Source organism: Actinoplanes sp. NPDC049316 (assembly GCF_040677315.1).
Classification (GTDB): Bacteria; Actinomycetota; Actinomycetes; order Mycobacteriales; family Micromonosporaceae; genus Actinoplanes.
This window is the reverse complement of record NZ_JBFAQM010000002.1, coordinates 433,573-456,327: the sequence shown is the minus strand read 5'-3', so window position 1 is coordinate 456,327 and position 22,755 is coordinate 433,573. Positions and strand designations below refer to the sequence as shown.

The window sequence follows — 22,755 nt, the reverse complement described above, 5'->3', positions numbered from 1 at the left end:
TCAGGCGGCCAGGCGCAGGTCGTCGTCGGCGCCGGTCTCGCGGCGGATCGTGCGCCAGCGGGACGTGCTGATGCCCAGCTCGGCCGCCAGCTGCGCGTCCGTGAGGTCCGGGCGGGACGCCTTGATCTTCGCGGCCGCGGCCACGGTCTCGGCGGGGGAGCGGCGGACCTTGGGCTTGGCCGGGCTCACCGGTCCGCTTCGGGCCGGGGCCGCCTTCGCCCGCGTCAGGACCGGCGTGAAGGCGGATGTCTCGGCGCCGCGGGTCTTGGGCAGGCCGGCCTTGGGGAGGGTCGCCGCGACCTCGGCCAGCGCCGCCGCCGTCGTCCGGCGCAACGCCGTCGCGCCCTCGGCCCGGCCCGTCACCGGCGCCGTCTTCGTGACCGCCGGTGCCGTGGTGGCCGTCCGGGCGGCCGGCACCGCCGCCTTCGTCACGGCCGGTGTCTGCGCCGTCGTCGTCACGGCCGGCACCTGCGGCGCAGCGGCCGGTGCGGTCGTTGCGGCGGGGACCGGGATCAGGCCCGGTACCGGCTGCGTGGCCGCCGTACCCTCCCGGTCCTGTCGTTCGACCGCGTTGATCCGGCCGCTCAGCTCGACCAGGCAGATGCTGGCCACCACGATCAGCCCGTCCACCGACAGCGGCAGCAGGTACGGCGACGCACCGGTCTCGCCGTACCGGGCCGCGACGCCGGCCATGTGCCAGTACGACACCCACGCCGCGATGCCCGCGATGGTGGCGGTGGCGACGAGGCGTGCGGCGGCCAGCGAGCGGCGGTGCACCGGGACCCGGGAGATCAGCTCGACGGTCAGCAGCAGCGCGAGCGGCGGCCAGGCGGCGATGGCCTGGCTGATCGGGTTGTCCAGGGCGTGCAGGATGTTGGCGACCACGGAGGCCGCGACGCCCAGCACGAGGGTCGCTCGTACGGCCCAGCGGACGCGGCGAAGTTGCGGGAGGACCACCGTGCGCTCCTCTGCCAGTCGAGTCGGGTGACTACGGGCCCGGGCGGGCCCGGCGAACCATCCTGGCCGCTCGATGTTTCGGTACGGCATCGAGTGACGGAACCCACTCCGACCGCGTCGCGTTCGTGTCGAAGGTGAGACGAACGTGTGACGCGGTCCCTCGGCGTGTCAGTTTGACTTCTTCTCGACCTGCCCGCGCAGCTCGGGGAACTCCGCCTTCGCGCTGCTCATCGACTTGTAGTACCAGATCACCCAGCCGACGCTGCCCTCATCGGCCCAGCCGCACATGATCAGCGGGGCGCCGCCGGCCTCGCCGCGGCCGCACTGGGCGGCGCCGCCCAGCGGGCCGGGGGACGTCTTGGTGATGCCGGTCAGCTTGAGGCCGCCGACCCCGGCGCCGAGGAACGTGCCGTTGAGCTCCCGCTCGGGGTTGGAGACCTTCGCGGCCGCCGCGGCGACGATGATGATGTTCCGCCGGCCGGGGGTGCCGTACAGCGCGCCGACCGTCGCCGTGGCGTTGGGAACCTCCTTGAGGCCCTCCTCCAGCTGCTTGGCGGCGCCGGCGAACTGCGGGTCGGTCAGCTTCGGCCGGCCGCCCAGCTTCTTGGGCTCCACGACGGTGATCGTGGCTGCGGGCGCCTCGGTGGGGTCCTCGGTCGGGAAGGTCGGCAGGGTCGGGTCCGGCGCCTCGGCGTCCCACGGCGTCGGGGCGGTGGTGGCGACGGCGTCCGCGATGTCGTCGGCGGTGTTGCGCCCTGCGAGGTAGACGGCCGTGCCGCCGCCTACGCAGAGGACCAGGAAGACCGCGATGGAGACCAGCGTGATCGGCAGGGCCCGCGACTTCGACGGGGGCGCGGGCGGCGGGAAGCCACCGGCCATCGGCGGCCCGGACTGCGGGTAGCCGGCCATCGGCGGCCCGGACTGGGGATAGCCGGGCGTCGGCGGCGCGGACTGCGGGTAGCCGGCGGGCCCGGGCTGCGGGTAGCCGGGCTGGGGGTCGACCCGGGTCGGGTCGGGCTGCGGGTACGGCGGCTGCTGCGCGTACGGCGGCTGCGGCGGATAACCGGGCGGCACCGACGCCGGCACGTCCGGGTTCGGGGGCGGCGGGTAGCCGGGAGGGCTGCCGTAGGGCTGCTGCGGCTGCCCACCACCGGGCTGCTCGGGGGACGGCGGGCCCGGGTAGGGCGGCTGCGACATCAACGCTCCAGGGATCGGCCGACTGCTCGCAGGAGCTTAGCCGCCGGAGTACCGGGAAAGCTTCCCCTGTTCCGCGAGCCCCGATGCACCGAAAGGCCGGATGATCGGGGCTCGCGGAGGACGCTCAGGACTTCTGCTCGATCTCGCCGCGCATCGCGACGAACTCCTTCTCGAGGTCCGCCTTGCCCTTGAACATCATCGCGATCATGCCGACGCTGCCGTTGTCGGACCAGACGCAGACGGCCATCGGCACGCCCGAGGTGTTGCTGTCGCCGCACTTGGCGATGCCGCCCAGCGGGCCCGGGTCGGTGTCGGTGAGGTTGTCGAGCTTGATGCCACCCTGACCGAGGCCCTGGGTGAACTCGTCGTAGCGGCTCTGCGGGGAGCCGTTGATCGAGGAGGCCGCGGCGACCATGACGATGTCCTGCTTCTGGATGTCGCCGTAGATCGCGCCGACCGAGCCGGTCGAGCCGGGGATCTTGGCCATCTCGCTGTCCAGGCCCTCGACGCTGCTCTGCAGGCTCGGGTCGCTGGCCTTCTCCCGGCCGCCGAGGGTCTGCGGCTCCACCACGGTGATCTTCGTGGCGTCGACGACCTGCTCGACCTTGTCCTTGGCCGCGAACACGGCGATGCCGATGCCGGCGACGCAGAGCACCGCCACCACGGCGGCCACGATGAGCACGATCTTCAGCGCCGACTTCTTCTTCGGCGCGGGCGCCGAACCGTACGGCGGCACGGCGCCACCGGGCGGCGGGTAGGAGCCGTCACCGGGCGGCGGGTACGCCCCCTGGCCGGCCGGCGGCGGGTACGAGCCCTGGCCGGCCGGCGGCGGGTACGAGCCCTGGCCGGGCGGCGGGTACGAGCCCTGACCGGCCGGCGGCGGGTACGAACCCTGGCCCGAGGGCGGCGGGTACGAGCCGGCGCCGGAGGAGGGCGCCGGGTAGCCACCGGCCCCCGAGGACGGCGGCGGGTACGAACCGGGTGCCGCCGGCGGCTGGTAGCCGCCGCCTGATTCGGGGCCGGGCTGGCCGGGGTGGGGCGGGTACGGCGGCTGAGACATGAGAACTCCAGAACTAAGAACGTCAGCCGCAGGAGCCTACCCACCTGCGCCGACGTCATGGGTCCCGTATCCGTCAGTTGAACGGCACGGTGTGGTCAGATTCTCGGTGAGCCTGCCGAAGGACAAGCCTGTGACCGTGGTTCCGGGACGGATGCGCAAGAACCTCACCGGTGTGATAGTCGAGGTGGACGAACTCGTCCTCGGCGTCCTCGGATTCGCCCGCGAGGACATGCTCGGGCGCCGCTCCACCGAGTTCCTGCATCCGGAAGACCACGAACAGGCGTTCTCGTCCTGGGTGCGGCTGCTGGCGCAGCCTCACGTGCCCTGTACGACACAGGTGCGGCACCGCAACGCCGCCGGGCGCTGGCTGTGGCTGGAGGTGACCAACGTCGCCGACCGGGCCGATCCCGAGTCGGTGCTCACCGAGCTGACGCTGATCGACCGGCCGGTGGACGACCGGACGTCGGTGAGCAGTCATCTGCTGCGCCACCTTGCCGAGGCACTGCCGTTCGGCATCGCCCAGATCGACAGTGACCGGCGCATCGTGTTCCGCAACGGCAAGCTCAAGGAGGTGACCGGCCACGAAGGTGGTGAGTCGCTGTCCGACCTGCTCGCCGATCTGCTGCCCGCCGATCTGCCTGCCCTGGAGGGGGCGGTCAGCTCGGTGCTGGCCGGCGACGACACCGAGATCGAGGTCTCGCTGACCCACCCGGGGCGAGGTGTGCGCCGCTGCAACATGATCCTCAGCGCCCTCACTGGGCGCTCCGGTTACGGCACGACCGGCGCCCTGCTCTGCGTCAGCGATATCACCGAGGACGTGCGCGAGCGGGCCGAGATCGCACGCCGCGCCGCGCACGACAGCTTGACCGGCTGCCTGAACCGGGCCGGCATTCACGAGGTGCTGCAGGAGGCGGTCGGCGCAGGCGTGCCGGGCGGTGCAGGTGTCGCGGTGATCTTCGTCGATCTGGATCGGTTCAAGGAGATCAATGACACGTACGGCCACAGCGCCGGCGATCGCCTGCTGGCGGCGGTCGCCGACCGGCTGCGCCGCAACAGCCGTGCTGCGGCCGTCGGGCGTCTGGGCGGTGACGAATTCCTCATCGTCGCTTCGGGCGTGTCGTCGCCACAGCAGGCCGAGCAGCTCGGACGGCGCCTGGGCCGGGCGGTCCGGCGGCCGATGAACCTCGGCAGCGGGCCGGTCCGGCCGGGTGCCAGCGTCGGCGTGGCCTGGTCGGACGACCCCGCCGCCGATTCGACGGCGCTGATCGCCCGGGCTGACGCGGCGATGTACGAGAACAAACGCCGGCGCCGTGCGCAGGTGCGGGCCGGCCACACATCAGCCGACCGGCCGCACCGGTAGCATCGCCGGCCCCACCGGCAGACTCCGGCCCTGTTGGCACCCGACAGCGCCGCCCTGGTCGCGAGGGACTCGCGAAGACGCCCCCGCGCCAGGGACAAGCGCGGGGGCGTCGGTTCGTACGGCCGGATCAGGCGGGCAGGCTGGCGACGCCCTTCGGCAGGAAGCGCTTGCCGGTGACCCGCTCCGAGGTGCCGCTGCGGTCCAGGTACGGCGTGACGCCGCCCAGGTGGAACGGCCAGCCGGCGCCGAGGATCATGCACAGGTCGATGTCCTGCGCCTCGGCGACGACGCCCTCGTCCAGCATCAGCCGGATCTCCTCGGCGAGGGCGTCCAGCGCCTTCTGGCGTACCTCGTCGCCGGTCAGCGGGGCGGAACCGCCCTCGATCAGCGCCACCACCTCGGGGTTGATCTCGTCGTCGGCCATCAGCGGCAGGCCGGCGTCGACGATCTTCTTGAGGTTGGGGCTGTCGCCGAAGCGGTCCGGGAACGCCTCGTGCAGCGTCTCGCCCACGTGGTACGCGACCGCCGGGCCGACCAGCTGCAGCAGCGCGATCGGACGCATCGGCAGGCCCAGCGGGTCGAGCGCGGTGTCGACCGTGGCCAGCGGCGTGCCGGCGTCGACCGCCTTGAACACCTCGCTGGTGAACCGGGTGAGCAGGCGGTTCACCACGAACGCCGGGGCGTCCTTGACGAGCACGCAGCTCTTCTTGATCTCCTTGCCGACCGCGAACGCCGTGGCCAGTGTGGCGTCGTCGGTCCGCTCGCCCTTGATGATCTCCAGCAGCGGCAGCACGGCGACCGGGTTGAAGAAGTGGAAGCCGACGACCCGCTCGGGGTGCTCGAGGTCGGCGGCCATCTCGGTCACCGACAGCGAGGAGGTGTTGGTGGCGAGCACGGTCTCCGGTCCGACGATCTTCTCGAGCTCGGCCCAGATCTGCTTCTTGAGCTCGAGGTTCTCGAACACCGCCTCGATCACGAAGTCGGCGTCGGCGAACACGGACTTGTCGACCGAGCCGCTGACCAGGCCGCGCAGCTTGGCCGCCGTACCCTCGTCCATCCGGCCCTTGCCGACCATCTTGTCGATCTGGCCGCGGACGTAGTCGACGCCCTTGTCCACCCGGGTCTGGTCGAGGTCGGTGAGCACGACCGGCACCTGCAGGCGCCGCGCGAAGAGCAGCGCGAGCTGGGAGGCCATGAGACCGGCGCCGACGATGCCGACCTTGGTGACCTTGCGGGCCAGTTCCTTGTCCGGTACGCCCACCGGGCGCTTCGCGCGCCGCTGGACCAGGTCGAACGCGTACAGGCTGGCCCGCGACTCGTCGCCCATGATGAGGTCGGCGAGGGCCTGCGTCTCGGCCGCCGTACCGTCCTCGAACGAGGCGTCCTTCGCCAGCGCGAGCAGTTCCAGGGCCTTGTTGGCGGACGGGACCGCGCCGTGCAGCTTCTCGTCGAGCTGCTGCTTGGCGAAGAACAGCACGCCCTCCCACATGTCCTTGTCGACCTCGGGGCGCTGCACCTCGATCTCGCCCTTGACCACGCCGGCCGCCCACTCCAGCGAGCGCTCCAGGAAGTCGGCCGGCTCGAACAGCACGTCGGCGACGCCCAGCTCGGCGGCCTGCTTCGGCCGGAGCACCTTCTGGGTGAGCGGGTTCTGCAGGATGACCTGCGCCGCGCCCGGCACGCCGATGAGGTTGGGCAGGAGCTGGCTGCCGCCCCAGCCGGGGACGAGGCCGATCGCGACCTCGGGCAGGCCCAGCGCCGCCGCGCCGCCGGAGACCGTGCGGTAGTGGCAGTGCAGCGACACCTCGAGGCCGCCACCCAGCGCGGCGCCGTTGATGAACGCGAAGGTCGGGATGCTGGAGTTCTTGAGCCGGGCGAAGACCCGGTGCCCCAGCTCGCCGAGGGCCACGGCCTGGTCCCGCTCGGTGATGAACGGCATGCCGGTGATGTCGGCGCCGACGCAGAAGATGTACGGCTTGCCGGTCACTGCGATGAACGCCGGCTCCGCCTCGGTGGCCTTGGTGATCGCCTCGTCGAGCGAGCGCAGCCCGGCGGGACCGAAGCTGTTGGGCTTCTTGTAGTCGAACCCGTTGTCGAGGGTGATGAGCGCGGCTGGCTTGTCCAGCCCGGGCACCTTGACCAGGCGTACGAGCGCCTTGGTCACGACCTCGTTGGGGTATTCAGGCAGAGCCGTCACTTGTCCGCACCTTCCCAGTTCGGGTTCTCCCAGATGACCGTTCCGCCCATGCCGATGCCGATGCACATCGCGGTGAGGCCGTAGCGGACCTCGGGGTGCTCGGCGAAGTGGCGGGCCAGCTGCGTCATCAGCCGTACGCCGGAGGAGGCGAGCGGGTGGCCGATGGCGATGGCGCCGCCCCACGGGTTCACCCGCGGGTCGTCGTCGGCGATGCCGAAGTGGTCGAGGAACGCGAGCACCTGCACCGCGAACGCCTCGTTCAGCTCGAACAGGCCGATGTCGTCGATGGTCAGGCCGGCCAGGCGCAGGGCTTTCTCCGTCGACGGGATCGGGCCGTAGCCCATGACCTCGGGCTCGACGCCGACGAAGCCGTACGAGACCAGCCGCATCGCGACCGGCAGGCCCAGCTCGCGGGCGGTGTCCTCGCTGGCGAGCAGCGCGGCGGTGGCGCCGTCGTTGAGGCCGGCCGCGTTGCCGGCGGTGACCCGGCCGTGCGGGCGGAACGGGGTCTTGAGCGTGGCGAGCTTCTCCATCGAGGTCTCGCGGGGCGCCTCGTCGGCCGTGGCCAGGCCCCAGCCCTCCTCGGCGCTGCGGATCGCCACCGGCACCATGTCGGGCTGCAGCTTGCCGTTCGCGTACGCCTTCGCGGTCTTCTCCTGCGAGGCCAGGCCGAACGCGTCGGCCCGCTCCTTGGTGACGCCCGGGAGACGGTCGTGCAGGTTCTCCGCCGTCGCGCCCATGACCAGCGCGGACGGGTCGACCAGCTTCTCGGCGAGGATGCGCGGGTTGGGGTCGACGCCCTCGCCCATCGGGTGCCGGCCCATGTGCTCGACACCGCCGGCGATGGCCACGTCGTACGCGCCCATGGCGATGCCGCCGGCGACGTTGGTCACCGCGGTCATGGCGCCGGCGCACATCCGGTCGATCGCGTAGCCGGGGACGGTCTTCGGCAGGCCGGACAGCAGCGCGGCCACGCGTCCGATGGTCAGGCCCTGGTCGCCGATCTGCGTGGTGGCCGCGATCGCGACCTCGTCCACCCGCTCGGGCGGAAGCTGGGGGTTGCGGCGCATCAACTCCCGGATGCACCGGATCACCAGATCGTCGGCGCGGGTCTCGGCGTACATACCGCCGGCCTTGCCGAACGGGGTGCGGACGCCGTCGACGAAGACGACCTCGCGACTTACTCGGGGCACAACGAGCCTCCTTGCAGGCGTGAACCCAGGGCTGTGACACCGCCGATGTTACTCGTCGGTAAGTAGCCGGACCAGTCGGTGTGACAAGTCCCTGGGGACACGCTGCCGGAGTCGGCGGACGGTGTCAGCCCGTTGCGGGTGCGGGATCGGGAAGGACCTTGGCGAGTCCGTCGGCGAGCAGGCCGATCTGCCAGTTGCGGGCGCCGAAGCCGCGGAGGATGTCGCCGACCGTCGCCGGCGTGACCTCGTCCGGCGGGGACCAGGCCAGGCGGCGGATGAAGTCCGGGCTGATCAGGTTCTCCGGCGGCAGGGTGTGCGCCTCCGCCGTCGCGATGACGACCTGGCGGCAGCGCTGCAGGCGGGCGGCCGCCACCGGGTCGCGCTCGGCCCAGCGGTGCGGCGGGGGCGGGCCCTCGACCGGCTGGTTGACCGGCAGCTCGTCGTCGGGCAGGGCCCGGGCCGCGTCCAGCGCGTCCAGCCACACCCGGGCCAGGCGGCGCACCGAGCGGCCGCCGAAGCCGGGCAGACCCAGCAGCGTGCGCTCGTCCTTGGGATCCAGCTCCGCCGCGGCGATGATGGCCGAGTCCGGCAGCACCCGGCCCGGCGCCGAGTCGCGGCGGGCCGCCACGCCGTCGCGGGCGTACCAGAGGGCGCGGACGCGGGACTGGGCGCGGGCGCCGCGGACCCGGTGGATGCCCGAGGTGCGGCGCCACGGGTCGGGGCGTACGCGCGGCGGACGGTCGGCGCTCGCGACCAGGGCGGCGAACTCCTCGGCCGCCCACTCCGCCTTGCCCTGGCTCTCCAGCTCGGCGGCGAGCAGGTCGCGCAGGTCGGTGAGCAGTTCCACGTCGAGGGCCGCGTACGTCAGCCAGGACTCCGGCAGCGGGCGGGTCGACCAGTCCGCCGCGGAGTGGTGCTTCTCGAGCGAGTAGCCGAGGAGCTGCTCGGTCAGCGCGGCCAGGCCCACGCGTTCGAACCCGGCGAGGCGTGCGGCCAGTTCGGTGTCGAACAGCCGGCGCGGCTTCATGCCGAGCTCGGCCAGGCACGGCAGGTCCTGGCTGGCCGCGTGCAGCACCCACTCGGTGTCGGCGAGCGCGGCGTCGAGCGTCCGCAGGTCGTCGAGCGGCATCGGGTCGACGAGCACCGTGCCCGCGCCCTCGCGGCGCAGCTGCACCAGGTAGGCGCGCTGCGTGTAGCGGTAGCCGGAGGCCCGCTCGGCGTCCACCGCGACCGGGCCGGAGCCGGCGGCGAGCCGCTCGACGATCTCGGCGAGTTCCTCGGCGGTCTCCAGCGGACGGGGCGTGCCGTCGCGGGGCGCGGTCAGCGGTACGGCGGCGCGGGCAGGCTCGTCGGGACCGCCAGACGTCGGGTCGGGCGGCACGTCGTGCGGTCCGTCGGTTGCGTGGTCCGGCGCGTCCCGACGGCGCAGAAATGCTTCGTCGGTCACACCGTAACCGTACGGGGGCACCTACCCGGGCGTGTGCAGCCGGGTACCGGCGCGTCGAATGCGATGCAGTCCGCATCCTCCAGGAACCGTCGGAAAAGGCGCCGCCGGACCCGTCCGCGGGGGCACTTCCGTCCGTACTACCGGCCGTGACCACCGCGTACGACCCCTTCGGGGCGCCCGGCCCGCGCCGGCTGCCGCAGGACCCCCTGCTCAGCCTGCCCGACCATCCGTCCGGCGAGTGGGCGACGGCCCGGACCGCCACGCCGCCGCCGCGGATAGGGCATCCCCGTCCGGCGCGCCGCGACTCCGGCCCGTACCTGGCCTCGCCGGCCGGGGGAGCGCCGTACCCGGTGGTCGCCGAGCCGATCGAGGTCCGCCGCCGCGGCCGGCTGGTCCCCGCGGTGCTCGCGTTCGTGCTGCTCGCCGGTGGGGGATTCGTGGCGTGGCGGCTGGAGCGGGCCGACAGCCGGCTGACCGCGCAGCTCGCCGCGGCGCAGCAGCGGCAGGGTGAGCTGGCCGACCGGGCCGCGCGCCTGGAGAAGCAGCTGGCCGGGGTCTTCGACCCCGAGGCCATCTCGTCGTCGGTGCTGCCCAGCGTCTTCCGGGTCCGGGCCGGCAACTTCACGGGTACGGCGTTCGCGGTCGGCGAGGGCGGCGACAAGCAGTCCAGCCTGCTGACGAACTACCACGTGGTCGAGTCGGTGTGGGAGGGCGGCGACCGCAAGGTCTTCCTCGAGCGCGGCAACGACGAGGTCTCCGCGACGATCGTGAAGGTCAGCAAGGGTAAGGATCTCGCGCTGCTGCGGGCGTCCCGGAAGATCGCCGGGCTGGAGACCGCGCCGGGGACGGTCAAGCCGGGCCAGCAGGTCGTCGTGGTCGGCGCGCCGCTGGGCCTCGAGGACACGGTCACGACCGGCGTGGTGAGCGCGTACCGGCCCGGCGACGCCGACGGGCCCTCGATCCAGTTCGACGCGCCGATCAACCCGGGCAACTCCGGCGGGCCCGTGGTGAACAGCGACGATCAGGTCATCGGGCTCGCCACGGCCAAGGCCCGGGACGCGGAGGGCATCGGTCTCGCCGTACCGATCAAGACCGCTTGTGATGCCTTCGATGTCTGTTAGGTGGCGGACGCGCGCTGGTGGTTGAGGGCGGTGACGCCCGGCGGGGGCAGACCCGCGGTGGAGGCGAGCATCGTGCACCAGCCCTGCAGGTGATCGCCGAGGTCCTCGGAGGTCGGCGTCCAGGACGCGCGGATCTCCAGGTCGGCCGTCGGCGCCGGGCCGGCCAGCTCGCCGAAGCGGGTCGACGTGGTCTGCGTGATCGTGCCGCCGATCGCGGTGTACGCGGCCCCGTGCTGGTCCAGGCCGTCGGTCAGCCACGTCCAGGCCACCGCCGGCAGCAGCGGGTCGCCGGCCAGGTCGGACTCCAGCTCGGCGGTGATCAGCGTGACGAGGCGCAGGTTGCCGCGCCAGGCGTCGTGCCCCTCCGGGTCGTGCAGCAGGATCAGCCGGCCGCTGGCCACCTCCTCGCCGTCGCGCAGCACCGTGGCGCTCAGCGCGAACCCCCACGGGGCGAGCCGCTGCGGCGCGGCGATCTCCTCCAGCAGGATCTCCTCGCGCGGCGCGGAGGCGCGCAGCCCGGCCACGGCGCGGGTGAACGCCTCGGGTGCAGCGGACGTGGGCGCCATGGGAGGAAGCCTATGCCGATCACTGCCGTCCGTCCGCGCGCGGCGCGCCGCAGGGCCCGGTTCACTCACGTGGCACGATGTCGCGGGTGACCAACTCTCTCGCGGATTCCGCGCTCGTGCGTGCCTGCCGCGGCCTGGATGTGCCGCACACCCCCGTCTGGTTCATGCGCCAGGCCGGCCGGTCCCTGCCGGAGTACCGCAAGATCCGCGAGGGTGTCGGCATGCTCGAGTCGTGCCGCCGGCCGGAGCTGGTCACCGAGATCACGCTGCAGCCGGTGCGCCGGCACGGCGTCGACGCGGCGATCCTGTTCAGCGACATCGTGGTGCCGCTCGCGGCCGCCGGGATCGACCTGGACATCGTGGCCGGCACCGGGCCGGTGGTGGCGGAGCCGATCCGTACGGCCGCCGCCGTCGAGCGCGTGCGCCCGCTGGAGCCCGGCGCGGTGGACTACGTCGCCGAGGCGGTGCGCCTGCTCGTGCCCGAGCTCGGTGCCACCCCGCTGATCGGCTTCGCCGGGGCGCCGTTCACCCTGGCCAGCTATCTGATCGAGGGCGGGCCGTCGCGCACGTACGTGAAGACCAAGGCGATGATGTACGGCGACCCGGAGCTCTGGCACAAGCTCTGCTCCCGCCTCGCCGACATCACCCTCGCCTTCCTGCGCGTCCAGGTGGACGCCGGGGTGAGCGCGGTGCAGCTGTTCGACTCGTGGGCCGGCGCGCTGTCCGAGGCGGACTACCGCGAGTACGTCCTGCCGCACTCGGCGAAGGTGCTCACCGGGCTGGCCGACGCGGGTGTGCCGCGGATCCATTTCGGTGTCGGCACCGCCGTGCTGCTTCCCGCGATGGGGGAGGCCGGAGCGGACGTGGTGGGGGTGGACTGGCGGACGCCGCTAGAACGCGCGGCCGGACTGGTCGGTCCGGACCGGTCCGTGCAGGGCAACCTCGACCCGGCGGTGCTGTTCGCGCCGTGGCCCGTGGTGGAGCGCGAGGCCCGCCGCGTGCTCCGGGAGGGCCGTGCGGCCCGCGGTCATGTGTTCAACCTGGGCCACGGCGTCATGCCGGAGACCGACCCCGACGTGCTGACCCGCCTCGTCGAGCTGATCCACACCGCCGGCGCGTAGGGACCTTCGGCCCTGGGCGATGATCCACTCCGCCGGGCAGGGTGGTGCCGTGCCGCTCACATCGGATGACCCCGCTGGCCGGGGAACGACGGGACCTGACAGTGTGGAAGGCGTGCGGAAGCGGGTGGCGATCGTCGGCGGCGGCATAGCCGCGCTGGCTGCCGCTGTGCGGATCCGGGATCGCGCGCCGGCCGACACCGAGATCATCGTCTACGAGCAGGCCGGCCGGCTCGGCGGCAAGCTGCACACCGGCGAGCTCGCGGGCGCGACGGTCGAGCGCGGCGCGGAGTCGTTCCTCATGGGCGCCCCCGACGGTGGCGAGTCCGCGGCGGTGCGCTTCGCGCGCCGGGTCGGGCTGGGCGAGTCGCTGGTGCATCCCGCGCCGATCCCGGCCGCCCTGGCCGTCGGCGGCCGGCTGGAGAAGGTGCCCGGCGGCACGCTCGTGGGCGTACCCGGGGATCTGAGCTCGCTCGGCACGGTGGCGACGCCGGCCGTGGACGCCGACCGCGACGAGGGCCGGCCGTTGCTCGAGCCGGGCGAGGACGTCGCGGTGGGTGCGCTGGTCCGGTCCCGCTACGGCGACGAGATCGCCGACCGCCTGGTCGACCCGATGCTCGGCGGGGTGTACGCCGGCCGCGCCGACGAGCTGTCCCTGGCCACCACGATGCCCGCGCTCGCCCGTACGGCCCGCACGGAGCACACCCTCGCAGGCGCTGTCCGGGCCGCGCAGGCCGCCTCGGTCCGGGTGCCGGGCCGCCCGATCTTCGCCGCCGTGCGCGGGGGCATGAGCAGCCTGATCGCGGCCGCCGCCACCGCGAGCGGCGCGCGGATCAGCCTCGGCCTGCCGGTGCGGGAGCTGACCCGCACGGCGCACGGCTGGCGGCTGCTGCTCGGCCCGGTGCCCGCGCCGCGGACCGACGACGTGGACGCGGTGGTGCTCGCGGTGCCCGCCCGGCCGGCCGCGCGCATGCTGGCCGGGGTCGATCTCTCCGCCGCTGCGGCGGTCGAGGCCCTGGACTACGCGAGCGTTGCGCTGGCCGCCTTCGCTTTGCCGCCGGGCACGCCGCTGCCCGAGCTGTCCGGTTTCCTCGTGCCGCCGACCGAGGGCACGCTGGTGAAGGCGGCGACGTTCTTCACCAGCAAGTGGCCGCACCTGAGCCGCCCGGACGGGCCCGTGATCGTGCGCGCCTCGCTGGGCCGGGCCGGTGAGGAGGAGCGGCTGCAGCACGACGACGCCGTCCTGCTCGAGATCGCGCACGCCGAGCTCGGGCGCCTGCTCGGGGCGCCGCTGCCCGCGCCGGTCGCCTCGTGGGTTCAGCGCTGGGGCGGCGGGCTGCCCCAGTACACACCGGGCCACCTCGACCGGGTGGCGCTGGCCCGGGCCGCGCTCAGCGACCGGTCCGGCCTCGCGCTGGCCGGCGCGGCGTACGACGGTGTCGGCATCCCGGCCTGCGTGGCCAGCGGCGAGAAAGCCGCCGACGACGTCTTGAAATATCTGGAGGAGCGATGAGCGAGGCGCAGACGAACGCCGCCCGGATCAACGAGCTGAACGCGACGATCCGCTACACGATGTGGTCGGTCTTCCGGGCCACCGCCCCGCTGCCCGCCCTGCGTGACGAGCTGTCGGGCGAGGTGGATGCGCTGTTCGAGCAGCTGGACGGCAAGGACGTCACGATCCGTGGCACGTACGACGTCTCCGGGCTGCGCGCCGACGCGGACGTGATGATCTGGTGGCACTCCTCGTCGCCGGACGCGCTGCAGGAGGCGTACGGGTTGTTCCGGCGTACGGCGCTGGGCCGGCACCTGACGCCGGTGTGGTCGCAGATGGCGCTGCACCGCCCCGCGGAGTTCAACAAGAGCCACCTGCCCGCGTTCCTGGCCGGCGAGGAGGCGCGTCCCTACATCTGCGTGTACCCGTTCGTGCGTTCGTACGAGTGGTACCTGCTGCCCGACGAGGAGCGGCGCGCGATGCTCGCCGAGCACGGCCGGATGGCCCGCGGCTATCCGGACGTGCGGGCGAACACGGTCGCGTCGTTCGCGCTGGGCGACTACGAGTGGATGCTCGCGTTCGAGGCCGACGAGCTGTACCGGATCGTGGACCTGATGCGGGATCTGCGCGCCGCGAGCGCCCGCCGGCACGTGCGCGAGGAGGTGCCGTTCTACACCGGGCGCCGCCGCTCGGTCGCCGAGATCGTCGCCGCTCTGCCCTGACCGTCGCGATGCCGGCGGAGGACCGGTCGGGTCCTCCGCCGACGTCACCACAGGTCAGGTCAGTGGCACTGCTGCCACGCGAAGTGGTACGTGGTGGCGATGCTGCCGTCGGTGGAGTCCATCGTCACGAAGCTGGTGTCCGTCGACGTTCCCTTGCTGACCCGCAGCTCGGTGTTGATGTTGAGGTTGCGCATCTCGCCGCAGGGGTGCCACACCATGGCGGCCACCGGCACGTCGTCGCTGACCATCCAGTTGTCGTCGAGCGGCGCGGTGAGCGGGTGGCTGGTGTAGGTGCCCTGGCTCATGCCCTGGAAGTAGTAGTTCGCCCGCTGGGTCGCTGAGGCTCCCGGGTTCAGGAGCCCGTACCCGCGGTAGTCGACCTTGGCGATCGCGAAGGTGAACCCCTGCGGCACGTGGACGAGCACGTTGAGCTGGCAGTTCTTGCGGCCCTCGGTGCTGGAGATGCCCGGACCGGCCTGGGCCAGATATTCGCTGTAGATGGCGGTGAAGGCCGTGTTGTCCGGGGAGACCGCGACGTCGGCCGTTCCGGGCCTGCAGCCCGAGCCGGCCATGGCCACCAGGTCGATGACGATGTGATCGGACGGCGGATCGTCCAGGATGCTGCGGGCGGCGGCGGGTGAGCTCACCCAGGCCGACGAGGCGAACAGTGCCAGGACGACACCTGCACGAGCCAGCAATTTACGCATGGGACTCCTTCCGAATGTGGTGCGACAACGCGCGCGCCGCTCGATGCTAAAAATAGAAATCGATGGAAGTCAATGAAACGAATAGCTGATACGGCGGCTCGGTTGGTCGGCCGCCCCTGGAGAAAGCACACACGCACCTTCCGGCCAAAGTGGGACATCAAATGCATCAGCGACGTCCGAATCGTCCGTGTTGCGTTACCTATGGTCGGCGGCATAGAAGGGTGCGAGCAGGGCGGAGGTGTCGTCCGGCCGCGCCGAGTCAGATTGACTACAGTCAATACTTGTGTCCGGCATGTGTGCTGCCTTACATTCCTTCGCGGGGTGTGCCGAGGTCACCTCCCGTGGGCGAGGAAGCCCGCGATATTGCGGCGACGCTGCACGCGCCAATTCAGTGGATATTGAGCCCGTGAACCGAGGGGAATGCTATGAAACAAAGGCTCGTCGGTGCGAGGCACGCGATTATCGCCGTACTCGGTACGGTTCTCGCGCTGTCCGCCTCCACGCCCGCCCGCGCCACCGCGGCGACCGCCCCGGAGGGTGCGGTCACGGTCGAGGTCATCGCGGCCAACGGCTCCGGCTGCGCGCCCGGCACCGCCACGGTCGTCGCGGCCCCCGACAAGAGCGGCTTCCGGATCAAGTACCACGACTTCGTCGCGCAGGCCGGCGCCGGCGCCGATCCGACGGACAAGCGCAAGAACTGCCAGGTCGGCGTGCTCGTCACCGTGCCGGCCGGGTGGACGTTCGCGATCGCCGAGGCCGACTACCGCGGCCGGGCCCGGCTCGCCGGCGGGGCGACCGGCCTGCAGCGCACCAACTACTACTGGCAGGGATCGTCGGAGAACAACCGGACCGAGGAGGCGTTCGCCGGCCCGTACAGCGGCTACTGGTCGACCGAAGACGTCGCCCCGGTGCTGGTGTACGTGCCCTGCTCCGAGCAGAAGGTGCTGAACATCAACACCGAGCTGCGGGTGGACGCCGCCGCGACGGCACCCCGGAGCAGCATGTCGATGACGACCAGCGAGGGCGACGTCGACACCCTGTTCAACTTCAGCTGGGTGCGGTGCTGAGCGGTCCGGAGCGCTTCATCGGTACGTGGGGGATGCCGTCCTCCACGTACCGTTCTCCCGCGACCTCGAAGCCGAATCGCGCGTAGAAACCCGCCAGGTGGGCCTGCGCGCCGAGCACCGCCGGCCGGTTGCCGACGACGGTCAGCGCGTGTTCCATGAGCCGGCTCGCGTAGCCGTCCTGGCGTGCGCCCGGCGCGGTCACGACCCGGCCGATCCGCTCGATGCCACCGCCGTCGTCGAGAATGCGCAGGTACGCCAGGACGTCGTCGCCGCGCTGGAGCCACACGTGCCGGGTGGCGGGCTCGGCGTCGCGGCCGTCGAGCTCCGGGTACGGGCACTTCTGCTCGACGACGAAGACGTCGACGCGCAGCTTCAGGATCGCGTACAGGGTGGTGTTGTCCAGGTCTCGGAACGACGCCACCCGGATCTCGTCGCGGGGCTCCGGATGCATTCGCCGATAGTATGCGTCACCGCGGCGCACCTCCGCCGTTGATCAACGGGGAGGCCCGCATTCCAGGAGTTGAGATGATCAAGCGCAGCAAGTTGTTCGGCAACAAGACCCGGGTGACGTTCTGTCTGCCCAAGGACTCCCCGGCGGGCCCGGTCAGCGTGGTCGGCACGTTCAACGACTGGGAGCCCGGTCTGCACGAGCTCAAGCTGCGGCGCGACGGGATGCGTACGGTGACGCTGCGCCTGGATCCCGGCCACTACCGCTTCCGCTACCTCGCCTCGGACGGTGTGTGGCTGGACGACGAGCACGCCGACGAGGTGGGCCCGCACGGCAGCGAGTTGCGCCTCTGACGTTTCGCCCGTGCGGCCCGGGGAACGCCTCTTTAGTTGACGGTGCAAACAACTAGGGAGGGGCCCTCATGGCGAACGTGAAGCTGGCGGTCATCTACTACTCGTCCACCGGCACGGTCCACGCCATGGCCGAGCGGCTGCAGCAAGCGGGTGAGAAGGCCGGCGCCGAGGTGCGCCTGCGCCAGGTGTCGGAGCTCGCGCCGCAGGAGGCCATCGCGTCCAACGCGGCCTGGAGCCAGCACTTCGACCGGACCAAGGACGAGCCCAAGGCCGCCGCGGACGACGTGGTCTGGGCCGATGCGGTGCTCTTCGGCAGCCCGACCCGGTACGGCAACATCGCGAGCCAGCTCAAGCAGTTCCTCGACACGCTGGGCCCGCAGTGGCAGCAGGGACTGCTCGCCGACAAGGCGTACGCGGGCTTCACCTCGACGATGACCGCGCACGGCGGCCAGGAGTCGACACTGCTCGCGCTCTACAACACGATCTATCACTTCGGCGGCGTCGTGGTCGCGCCCGGATACACCGACCCGCTGAAGTTCGCCGACGGCAACCCGTACGGCGTCTCGCACGTCACCGGTGGCGGCAACGACGCCCCGCTGACCGACGTCCAGTACGCCGCGCTCGACCACATGGCCACGCGGATCGTCCGGATCGCCGAGAGGCTGCGGTCCTGACGCCCGATCCGGCACGGGCGACCTGCACGAATGCATCGCCCCGGGGGTGGCACACTGTCCGCCGTGGTCAAGAAGTTCGAGGCGGATCTGAGCGGCGCGCAGTGGCGCCGCAGTGCAACGTCCGGGGACGCGGCCGTGGAGGTCGCCCTGCTGGACGAGGGGGTGGCCGTGCGCGACTCGCGGCGCCCGGACGGCGACGTGCTCTTCTTCACGCCGGCGGAGTGGGACGCCTTCGTGGGCGGCGCTAAAGATGGGGAATTTGATCTGTAGGCGGGTTTTTGTGTATCAACCCGAAGGCTGTTCACTTCTGGCTACTGTGCGGATATGACCAACTACGAGGGTTCTGACCTGCTGAAGAAGGTGGAGCGGTACGAGGCTGCCGTGACGGAGCTCAAGGCCGCCCACGAGGACGTCAAGTCCGTGCTCATCCAGGACATCCTGTTCGACCGCTGGCAGCAGCTCGGCACCCAGCTCGGCTTCAAGGCCGAGAAGCCGGGCAAGAGCGAGGAACCGAACCGGGACCTCGCCCAGCTCAACCAGCAGATCTCGGCGATGAGCGAGTCCTGGTCGCGCTGACGCCCGATGTGACCCGCGACGCCCGGGGCGTACGCCGCCCCGGGCCCGCGGAGGCGCTACCGTGTCGGCCATGGCCGACACCCAGTACGAAGAGCTGCTGCGCCGCGTCCTCGAGACCGGAGTGCCGAAGGCGGACCGCACCGGCACGGGGACGGTCAGCCTGTTCGGTGAGCGCCTGCGGTACGACCTGTCGCAGGGCTTCCCGCTGATCACCACGAAGCGGGTGCACTTCAAGTCCGTGGCGGTCGAGCTTCTCTGGTTCCTGCGCGGCGACAGCAACGTGCAGTGGCTGCGCGAGCACGGCGTCACCATCTGGGACGAGTGGGCCGACGAGAACGGCGAGCTCGGCCCGGTCTACGGCAAGCAGTGGCGCTCCTGGCCCACGCCGGACGGCGGCCACGCCGATCAGATCTCCGATCTGCTGGCCACGCTGCGCCGCGACCCCGACTCGCGGCGGATGATCGTCTCGGCCTGGAACGTCGGCCAGCTGCCCGAGATGGCGCTGGCGCCCTGCCATGCGATGTTCCAGTTCTACGTGGCGGACGGGCGGCTGTCCTGCCAGCTGTATCAGCGCAGCGCCGACATGTTCCTCGGCGTGCCGTTCAACATCGCCAGCTACGCGCTGCTCACGCACATGATCGCCGCGCAGACCGGGCTGACCCCGGGCGACTTCATCTGGGTCGGCGGCGACTGCCACGTCTACTCCAACCACGTCGACCAGGTGCGCGAGCAGCTGGCGCGGGAGGCGTACGACTTCCCCCGGCTCGAGCTGGCGCCGGCGCCGTCGCTCTTCGACTACCGCTACGAGGACTTCACCGTGGTGGACTACAAGCACCACCCGGCCCTGCGGGCTCCGGTCGCCGTCTGATGCCGATGATCCACATGATCTGGGCGCAGGCCCGGAACGGCGTCATCGGGGCCGGCGGGCAGATCCCGTGGCGGATCCCCGGCGAGCAGAAGATGTTCAAGGAACGGACCATGGGCTCGACCGTGGTCATGGGCCGCGCCACCTGGGATTCGCTGCCCGCACGGGTCCGGCCGTTGCCCGGGCGGCGCAACGTGGTGCTCACCCGGCAGCCCGGCTGGTCCGCCGAGGGGGCCGAGGCCGCGGCGTCGGTCGAGGAGCTGCTGGCGAAGCACGACGACTTCTGGGTGATCGGCGGCGAGGCGGTCTATCGCGCGCTGCTGCCGTACGCCCGGCACATCGTGCGGACGGTGGTGGATCTCGAGGTCGAGGGCGACACGTTCGCGCCCGAACTCGGCCCGCAGTGGCGGGCCGCCGCCGGCGCCGACTGGCAGGAGTCGGACGCCGGCGTGCGTTACCGGGTGGAGGAGCTCACTTCGGGTCCAGCCTGATGGACAGGCTGTTCACGCAGTGGCGGGTGTTCTTCGCCGTCATCATCTCGCCGCGGAACACGTGGCCGAGGTGGCTGTCGCAGCGGGCGCAGCGGATCTCCGTGCGGACCATGCCGTGGCTGCGGTCCTCGATCTCCTTGACGGCGCCCGGGATGGCGTCGTCGAAGGACGGCCAGCCGCAGTGCGAGTCGAACTTGGTGTCGCTGGGGTAGAGCTCGGCGCCGCAGGCCCGGCACTGGTACATGCCCTCGGTCTTGGTGTTCACGTACTCGCCGGACCAGGGCGCCTCCGTGCCCGCCTGGCGCAGGACGCGGAACTCGTCGGGGCTGAGGCGGACCCGCCACTCGTCCTCGGTGGTGGGCAGGGTGGTCTCGTCAGGTGCCATGGCTCCACGGTACGTCGGGGCGCACCCGCAGTGCGGCGTCGCGGCGTACCCCCGGCGTTGGGCCTGCCATGGGAGCTGCGCGATTCCGGCCCACGTGGCGGCAGGCGCTCGGCCGGGGGCTGTGCCTCGGCGTTCTTCTCTGTGCCGGGGGTCTGAGCGTCCTCGCCGGGCTGGCCCTGGCGGGCGGGGTGACGGCGCCGCCCTGGCTCTGGCTGCTCGTGGTGGCCGGTCCTCCGGTGGCCGGGGTGCTCGCGGGTGTGCTGCTGCGCCGCCGGTTGCGCATCGAGGCGGGGTCGGACGGGATCCGTACGGTCACGCCGTTCGGCGCCGGGGTGCAGCCGTGGAGCCGCGTCGTCGACCTGCGGGCCGAGCGGCGGGGTGCCCGTACGGTCGTCTCGGTCTATCTCGACTCGGGCGCGAGCATGCAGTTGCTGGCGCCGTACGACGGCGGGATGTTCGCCGCCGACCCGCGGTTCGAGATGAAGGTCTCCGCGCTGGCGCATCTGTGGCGCAGCCACCGAATCGGCGGACTTCCCTCATAAGAGACACCTTCCGTGCAATTCGGGCAGAAGGCGCTAAACTCCCAGCGGACCAAGACGGACCCACAGCAACAGAACGGATTCCCTTCATGAAGTTGACGCGCCGACTGGCCGCCGTACTGCCCGCGGCCGGCGTCACCGCCGTCGCCGCCCTGGCCCTCACCGCAGGGCCCGCCGCCGCGACGGCTGACGAGGTCGCGGCTCGCGCGCAGCAGCCCGCCGTGATGACGACGCCCTGCGCGACGGGGGAGCGCGACGAGGACTGCGGGTACGGCAACGGCGACACCGCCGGCGGCCCCACCCGCGGCAACGACGGATACGGCAGCGAGAAGCCCACCACCTCGCCCACCCCCTCGCGGACCACCACCACGCCGGCCCCGGGCGTCAGCACCACGCCGACCGGCGTCGTCAACACCGTTCCGCCGGGCGGCGAGCTGCCGGCCACGTCGCCCGCGGTGTCGCCGAGCCCGAGCCGCAGCACCGGTGGCGGCGTCAGCGCCGGAGGCACCCTGCCGGTCACCGGCGCGCCGATGGGCCTGACCATGGGCGTCGGCGCCCTGCTCGTCGCCGGTGGCGCGGCCGCGGTCCTCTACAGCCGCCGGCGTCGCAACGCCTGAGCCCGCCTCCCGGCTCGACACGGCCGTCTCCTCGATCGAGGAGACGGCCGCTGTCGTACCCGGGGCCTAAGGTCGGGGTCATGGCAGCTTCCCAGTCGCCCGCCGAAGAGGTCGAGGTCGCCGGTCATTCCGTACGGCTGACCAGCCCCGACAAGGTGTGCTTCCCGCGCAAGGGCTACACCAAGCGCGACGTGTTCGACTACTACCTCGCCGTGGGCGACGGGATCATGCGGGCCCTGCGGGAGCGGCCCACCACGCTGCAGCGCTTCCCCGACGGCATCGAGGGGGAGATGTTCTTCCAGAAGCGCATCGCGACCCGTGGTGTCCCGCCCTGGGTGCAGTCGGCGACGATCACGTTCCCCAGCGGGCGTACGGCCGACGAGCTCTGCCCCGCCGACCTGGCGCACGTGGCGTGGGCCGCGCAGATGGGCACGATCGTGTTCCACCCCTGGCCGGTGCGTCGCGGCGCCCCGGACAACCCCGACGAGCTGCGCATCGACCTCGACCCGCAGCCCGGCCTGGACTTCGGCGACGTGGTGGCCGCGGCCGGGGTGGTCCGCGAGGTGCTCGGCGACCTCGGCTGGACCGGCTACCCGAAGACCTCCGGCGGGCGCGGCGTGCACGTGTACGTCCGCATCGAGCCGAAGTGGTCGTTCGTGCAGGTCCGCCGTGCTGCGATCGCCCTCGCGCGGGAGGTCGAGCGGCGCAGCCCGCAGCGGATCACCACCTCCTGGTGGAAGGAGGAGCGCGGCGACCGGGTCTTCATCGACTACAACCAGATGGCGCGGGACCGCATGATCGCCTGCGCGTACTCGCTGCGCGCCAACGCCCGGGCCACCGTGTCGACGCCGGTGACCTGGGCGGAGCTGAGCGAGGTCGAGCCGGACGACTTCGACCTGCGCACAGTGCCGAAGCGGATCGCTGAGCTCGGCGACCCGCACGCGACGATCGACGACGTCGCCCACGACATCACGCCGCTGCTGGAGTGGTCCGAGCGCGACGAGAAGGCCGGCGCCGGCGACCTGCCCTATCCGCCGGACCATCCGAAGATGCCCGGGGAGCCCAAACGGGTGCAGCCGTCCAAGGACCGCGACCTGAAGGAGAAGCGCTAGAGGGCGAGCTTGAAGCCTTCGTGGGTCGCCTCGAAGCCCAGCGAGGCGTAGAAGCGGTGCGCGTCCGTGCGGCGTTTGTCGGTGGTGAGCTGGGCCAGGCGGCAACCGCGCTCGCGGGCGCGGTCCAGGGACCAGAGCATCATCTGCCGGCCGAGGCCGCGACCGCGCTGATCGCCGCGGATGCGGACGGCCTCGATCGTCATCCGCTCGGCGCCGCGGCGGCTCAGCGACGGGATGAACGTGAGCTGGCAGGTGCCGACGATCTCGCCGTCGGCGTCGGCGACGATCAGCTCGTTGCGCGGGTCCGCGTCGATCGCCTCGAAAGCGGCCCAGTAGGCCGCGTCCACCGACTCCGGCGTGGGCGCCGACTCCCGGGAGCGAGAGATCTCGTCGTCGGCGAGCAGCTCGAGGATCGCGGGGACCTCCGCGCGGCGGGCGGTACGGAAGATCGTCTGGGCCACGTGGCCATCCTGACACGCCCGTCGGGCTGA

26 protein-coding genes and 1 pseudogene are annotated in these 22,755 nt (G+C 72.1%); 16 read left to right on the top strand and 11 right to left on the bottom strand.

What is annotated here, in order from left to right; translation table 11 throughout:
• From AB0K03_RS04700 to AB0K03_RS04690, 3 genes are all read right to left on the bottom strand, one after another.
• On the bottom strand, positions 1–957 hold the full coding sequence (locus tag AB0K03_RS04700) for a DUF2637 domain-containing protein (protein ID WP_364680444.1): 957 nt from the start codon (positions 955–957) through the stop codon (positions 1–3).
• 168 nt (positions 958–1,125) lie between these two features.
• On the bottom strand, positions 1,126–2,154 hold the full coding sequence (locus AB0K03_RS04695) for a hypothetical protein (RefSeq protein ID WP_364680442.1): 1,029 nt from the start codon (positions 2,152–2,154) through the stop codon (positions 1,126–1,128).
• A gap of 124 nt (positions 2,155–2,278) precedes the next feature.
• On the bottom strand, positions 2,279–3,214 hold the full coding sequence (locus AB0K03_RS04690; RefSeq protein ID WP_364680440.1) for a hypothetical protein: 936 nt from the start codon (positions 3,212–3,214) through the stop codon (positions 2,279–2,281).
• Between AB0K03_RS04690 and AB0K03_RS04685 the strand changes: the two are divergent.
• Together AB0K03_RS04685 and AB0K03_RS04680 are read left to right on the top strand one after the other, a co-directional pair.
• Positions 3,213–3,545 (top strand): annotated as a pseudogene (locus AB0K03_RS04685) (PAS domain-containing protein); the annotation flags it as partial. The gene AB0K03_RS04690 and the pseudogene AB0K03_RS04685 overlap by 2 nt on opposite strands.
• Before the next feature lie 84 nt (positions 3,546–3,629).
• Positions 3,630–4,574 (top strand): sensor domain-containing diguanylate cyclase, encoded by a 945-nt coding sequence (locus AB0K03_RS04680; RefSeq protein ID WP_364680738.1) that lies wholly within the window; start codon positions 3,630–3,632, stop codon positions 4,572–4,574.
• Between the two features lie 127 nt (positions 4,575–4,701).
• Here the strand turns inward: AB0K03_RS04680 and AB0K03_RS04675 are convergent, their stop codons facing one another.
• From AB0K03_RS04675 to AB0K03_RS04665, 3 genes are all read right to left on the bottom strand, one after another.
• A complete protein-coding gene (locus AB0K03_RS04675; protein ID WP_364680736.1) occupies positions 4,702–6,762 on the bottom strand; it encodes a 3-hydroxyacyl-CoA dehydrogenase NAD-binding domain-containing protein in 2,061 nt (686 codons plus the stop codon).
• 5 nt (positions 6,763–6,767) lie between these two features.
• Positions 6,768–7,964, bottom strand: a complete 1,197-nt coding sequence (locus AB0K03_RS04670) for a thiolase family protein (RefSeq protein WP_364680438.1) — start codon at positions 7,962–7,964, stop codon at positions 6,768–6,770.
• Between the two features lie 124 nt (positions 7,965–8,088).
• Positions 8,089–9,411, bottom strand: a complete 1,323-nt coding sequence (locus tag AB0K03_RS04665) for an HRDC domain-containing protein (protein WP_364680436.1) — start codon at positions 9,409–9,411, stop codon at positions 8,089–8,091.
• Between the two features lie 146 nt (positions 9,412–9,557).
• On the opposite strand from AB0K03_RS04665, the gene AB0K03_RS04660 reads away from it, so the two are divergent.
• Complete coding sequence (locus tag AB0K03_RS04660; protein ID WP_364680434.1) at positions 9,558–10,532, top strand: S1C family serine protease; 975 nt, start codon at positions 9,558–9,560, stop codon at positions 10,530–10,532.
• Here the strand turns inward: AB0K03_RS04660 and AB0K03_RS04655 are convergent.
• Positions 10,529–11,098: a DUF3000 domain-containing protein gene (locus AB0K03_RS04655; protein ID WP_364680431.1), complete on the bottom strand. Its 570-nt coding sequence runs from the start codon at positions 11,096–11,098 to the stop codon at positions 10,529–10,531. The two genes, AB0K03_RS04660 and AB0K03_RS04655, sit on opposite strands and share 4 nt — an antisense overlap.
• Positions 11,099–11,184: 86 nt before the next feature.
• Between AB0K03_RS04655 and hemE the strand changes: the two genes are divergently transcribed.
• The 3 genes from hemE to hemQ all read left to right on the top strand — a co-directional run bounded on the left by hemE (position 11,185) and on the right by hemQ (position 14,430).
• Positions 11,185–12,219 (top strand): uroporphyrinogen decarboxylase, encoded by a 1,035-nt coding sequence (gene hemE, locus AB0K03_RS04650; protein ID WP_364680428.1) that lies wholly within the window; start codon positions 11,185–11,187, stop codon positions 12,217–12,219.
• Positions 12,220–12,322: 103 nt separating this feature from the next.
• Positions 12,323–13,729 carry a protoporphyrinogen oxidase gene (hemG, locus tag AB0K03_RS04645; protein WP_364680426.1) on the top strand — a complete coding sequence of 469 codons (1,407 nt, stop codon included), beginning with the start codon at positions 12,323–12,325 and terminating at the stop codon, positions 13,727–13,729.
• Positions 13,726–14,430, top strand: coding sequence for a hydrogen peroxide-dependent heme synthase (gene hemQ / locus AB0K03_RS04640; RefSeq protein WP_364680423.1), 705 nt, complete (start codon positions 13,726–13,728; stop codon positions 14,428–14,430). Before hemG ends, hemQ begins: the two co-directional genes overlap by 4 nt.
• A 59-nt stretch (positions 14,431–14,489) precedes the next feature.
• On the opposite strand, the gene AB0K03_RS04635 is transcribed toward hemQ, so the two are convergent.
• Complete coding sequence (locus AB0K03_RS04635) at positions 14,490–15,137, bottom strand: DUF4360 domain-containing protein (protein ID WP_364680421.1); 648 nt, start codon at positions 15,135–15,137, stop codon at positions 14,490–14,492.
• A 425-nt stretch (positions 15,138–15,562) separates the two neighbouring features.
• Between AB0K03_RS04635 and AB0K03_RS04630 the strand changes: the two genes are divergently transcribed.
• Positions 15,563–16,204, top strand: a complete 642-nt coding sequence (locus AB0K03_RS04630) for a DUF4360 domain-containing protein (protein ID WP_364680418.1) — start codon at positions 15,563–15,565, stop codon at positions 16,202–16,204.
• Here AB0K03_RS04630 and AB0K03_RS04625 read toward each other — a convergent pair.
• Entirely contained in the window at positions 16,185–16,655 is a 471-nt protein-coding gene (locus AB0K03_RS04625; protein ID WP_364680415.1) for a GNAT family N-acetyltransferase, read from the bottom strand. The two genes, AB0K03_RS04630 and AB0K03_RS04625, sit on opposite strands and share 20 nt — an antisense overlap.
• Before the next feature lie 74 nt (positions 16,656–16,729).
• On the opposite strand from AB0K03_RS04625, the gene AB0K03_RS04620 reads away from it, so the two are divergent.
• The 6 genes from AB0K03_RS04620 to AB0K03_RS04595 all read left to right on the top strand — a co-directional run bounded on the left by AB0K03_RS04620 (position 16,730) and on the right by AB0K03_RS04595 (position 19,611).
• Complete coding sequence (locus tag AB0K03_RS04620; protein ID WP_364680413.1) at positions 16,730–17,005, top strand: isoamylase early set domain-containing protein; 276 nt, start codon at positions 16,730–16,732, stop codon at positions 17,003–17,005.
• Positions 17,006–17,073: 68 nt separating this feature from the next.
• Complete coding sequence (wrbA, locus tag AB0K03_RS04615; protein ID WP_364680410.1) at positions 17,074–17,679, top strand: NAD(P)H:quinone oxidoreductase; 606 nt, start codon at positions 17,074–17,076, stop codon at positions 17,677–17,679.
• A gap of 63 nt (positions 17,680–17,742) precedes the next feature.
• Positions 17,743–17,949, top strand: coding sequence for a DUF397 domain-containing protein (locus AB0K03_RS04610; protein WP_364680408.1), 207 nt, complete (start codon positions 17,743–17,745; stop codon positions 17,947–17,949).
• Between the two features lie 54 nt (positions 17,950–18,003).
• On the top strand, positions 18,004–18,255 hold the full coding sequence (locus AB0K03_RS04605; RefSeq protein ID WP_364680405.1) for a hypothetical protein: 252 nt from the start codon (positions 18,004–18,006) through the stop codon (positions 18,253–18,255).
• A 70-nt stretch (positions 18,256–18,325) separates the two neighbouring features.
• Entirely contained in the window at positions 18,326–19,123 is a 798-nt protein-coding gene (locus AB0K03_RS04600) for a thymidylate synthase (RefSeq protein WP_364680403.1), read from the top strand.
• On the top strand, positions 19,123–19,611 hold the full coding sequence (locus AB0K03_RS04595) for a dihydrofolate reductase (protein WP_364680401.1): 489 nt from the start codon (positions 19,123–19,125) through the stop codon (positions 19,609–19,611). The genes AB0K03_RS04600 and AB0K03_RS04595 overlap by 1 nt, the downstream gene beginning before the upstream one ends.
• On the opposite strand, the gene msrB is transcribed toward AB0K03_RS04595, so the two are convergent.
• Positions 19,592–19,996, bottom strand: a complete 405-nt coding sequence (gene msrB / locus AB0K03_RS04590) for a peptide-methionine (R)-S-oxide reductase MsrB (RefSeq protein WP_364680398.1) — start codon at positions 19,994–19,996, stop codon at positions 19,592–19,594. The genes AB0K03_RS04595 and msrB overlap by 20 nt on opposite strands.
• 68 nt (positions 19,997–20,064) lie before the next feature.
• Here msrB and AB0K03_RS04585 point away from each other — a divergent pair, with 68 nt between their 5' ends.
• The 3 genes from AB0K03_RS04585 (at position 20,065) to ligD (ending at position 22,264) form a co-directional block, all read left to right on the top strand.
• Entirely contained in the window at positions 20,065–20,538 is a 474-nt protein-coding gene (locus AB0K03_RS04585) for a PH domain-containing protein (RefSeq protein WP_364680395.1), read from the top strand.
• Between the two features lie 86 nt (positions 20,539–20,624).
• Complete coding sequence (locus AB0K03_RS04580) at positions 20,625–21,152, top strand: LPXTG cell wall anchor domain-containing protein (protein WP_364680392.1); 528 nt, start codon at positions 20,625–20,627, stop codon at positions 21,150–21,152.
• An 80-nt stretch (positions 21,153–21,232) separates the two neighbouring features.
• Positions 21,233–22,264, top strand: coding sequence for a non-homologous end-joining DNA ligase (ligD, locus tag AB0K03_RS04575; protein ID WP_364680389.1), 1,032 nt, complete (start codon positions 21,233–21,235; stop codon positions 22,262–22,264).
• Here the strand turns inward: ligD and AB0K03_RS04570 are convergent.
• The gene (locus AB0K03_RS04570; protein WP_364680387.1) at positions 22,261–22,725 is read right to left on the bottom strand and encodes a GNAT family N-acetyltransferase; all 465 of its coding nucleotides are present in this window, start codon (positions 22,723–22,725) and stop codon (positions 22,261–22,263) included. The genes ligD and AB0K03_RS04570 overlap by 4 nt on opposite strands.
• Between the last annotated feature and the right edge of the window lie 30 nt (positions 22,726–22,755).

Excerpts from the sequence above, each read along its gene's own strand:
- AB0K03_RS04695 (WP_364680442.1), bottom strand. The coding sequence starts at position 2,154 with ATGTCGCAGCCGCCCTACCCGGGCCCGCCGTCCCCCGAGCAGCCCGGT.
- AB0K03_RS04690 (WP_364680440.1), bottom strand. The coding sequence starts at position 3,214 with ATGTCTCAGCCGCCGTACCCGCCCCACCCCGGCCAGCCCGGCCCCGAA.
- AB0K03_RS04655 (WP_364680431.1), bottom strand. The coding sequence starts at position 11,098 with ATGGCGCCCACGTCCGCTGCACCCGAGGCGTTCACCCGCGCCGTGGCC.
- hemQ (WP_364680423.1), top strand. The coding sequence starts at position 13,726 with ATGAGCGAGGCGCAGACGAACGCCGCCCGGATCAACGAGCTGAACGCG.
- AB0K03_RS04635 (WP_364680421.1), bottom strand. The coding sequence starts at position 15,137 with ATGCGTAAATTGCTGGCTCGTGCAGGTGTCGTCCTGGCACTGTTCGCC.
- AB0K03_RS04630 (WP_364680418.1), top strand. The coding sequence starts at position 15,563 with ATGAAACAAAGGCTCGTCGGTGCGAGGCACGCGATTATCGCCGTACTC.
- AB0K03_RS04625 (WP_364680415.1), bottom strand. The coding sequence starts at position 16,655 with ATGCATCCGGAGCCCCGCGACGAGATCCGGGTGGCGTCGTTCCGAGAC.
- AB0K03_RS04620 (WP_364680413.1), top strand. The coding sequence starts at position 16,730 with ATGATCAAGCGCAGCAAGTTGTTCGGCAACAAGACCCGGGTGACGTTC.
- wrbA (WP_364680410.1), top strand. The coding sequence starts at position 17,074 with ATGGCGAACGTGAAGCTGGCGGTCATCTACTACTCGTCCACCGGCACG.
- AB0K03_RS04605 (WP_364680405.1), top strand. The coding sequence starts at position 18,004 with ATGACCAACTACGAGGGTTCTGACCTGCTGAAGAAGGTGGAGCGGTAC.
- AB0K03_RS04600 (WP_364680403.1), top strand. The coding sequence starts at position 18,326 with ATGGCCGACACCCAGTACGAAGAGCTGCTGCGCCGCGTCCTCGAGACC.
- AB0K03_RS04595 (WP_364680401.1), top strand. The coding sequence starts at position 19,123 with ATGCCGATGATCCACATGATCTGGGCGCAGGCCCGGAACGGCGTCATC.
- msrB (WP_364680398.1), bottom strand. The coding sequence starts at position 19,996 with ATGGCACCTGACGAGACCACCCTGCCCACCACCGAGGACGAGTGGCGG.
- AB0K03_RS04585 (WP_364680395.1), top strand. The coding sequence starts at position 20,065 with ATGGGAGCTGCGCGATTCCGGCCCACGTGGCGGCAGGCGCTCGGCCGG.
- AB0K03_RS04580 (WP_364680392.1), top strand. The coding sequence starts at position 20,625 with ATGAAGTTGACGCGCCGACTGGCCGCCGTACTGCCCGCGGCCGGCGTC.
- ligD (WP_364680389.1), top strand. The coding sequence starts at position 21,233 with ATGGCAGCTTCCCAGTCGCCCGCCGAAGAGGTCGAGGTCGCCGGTCAT.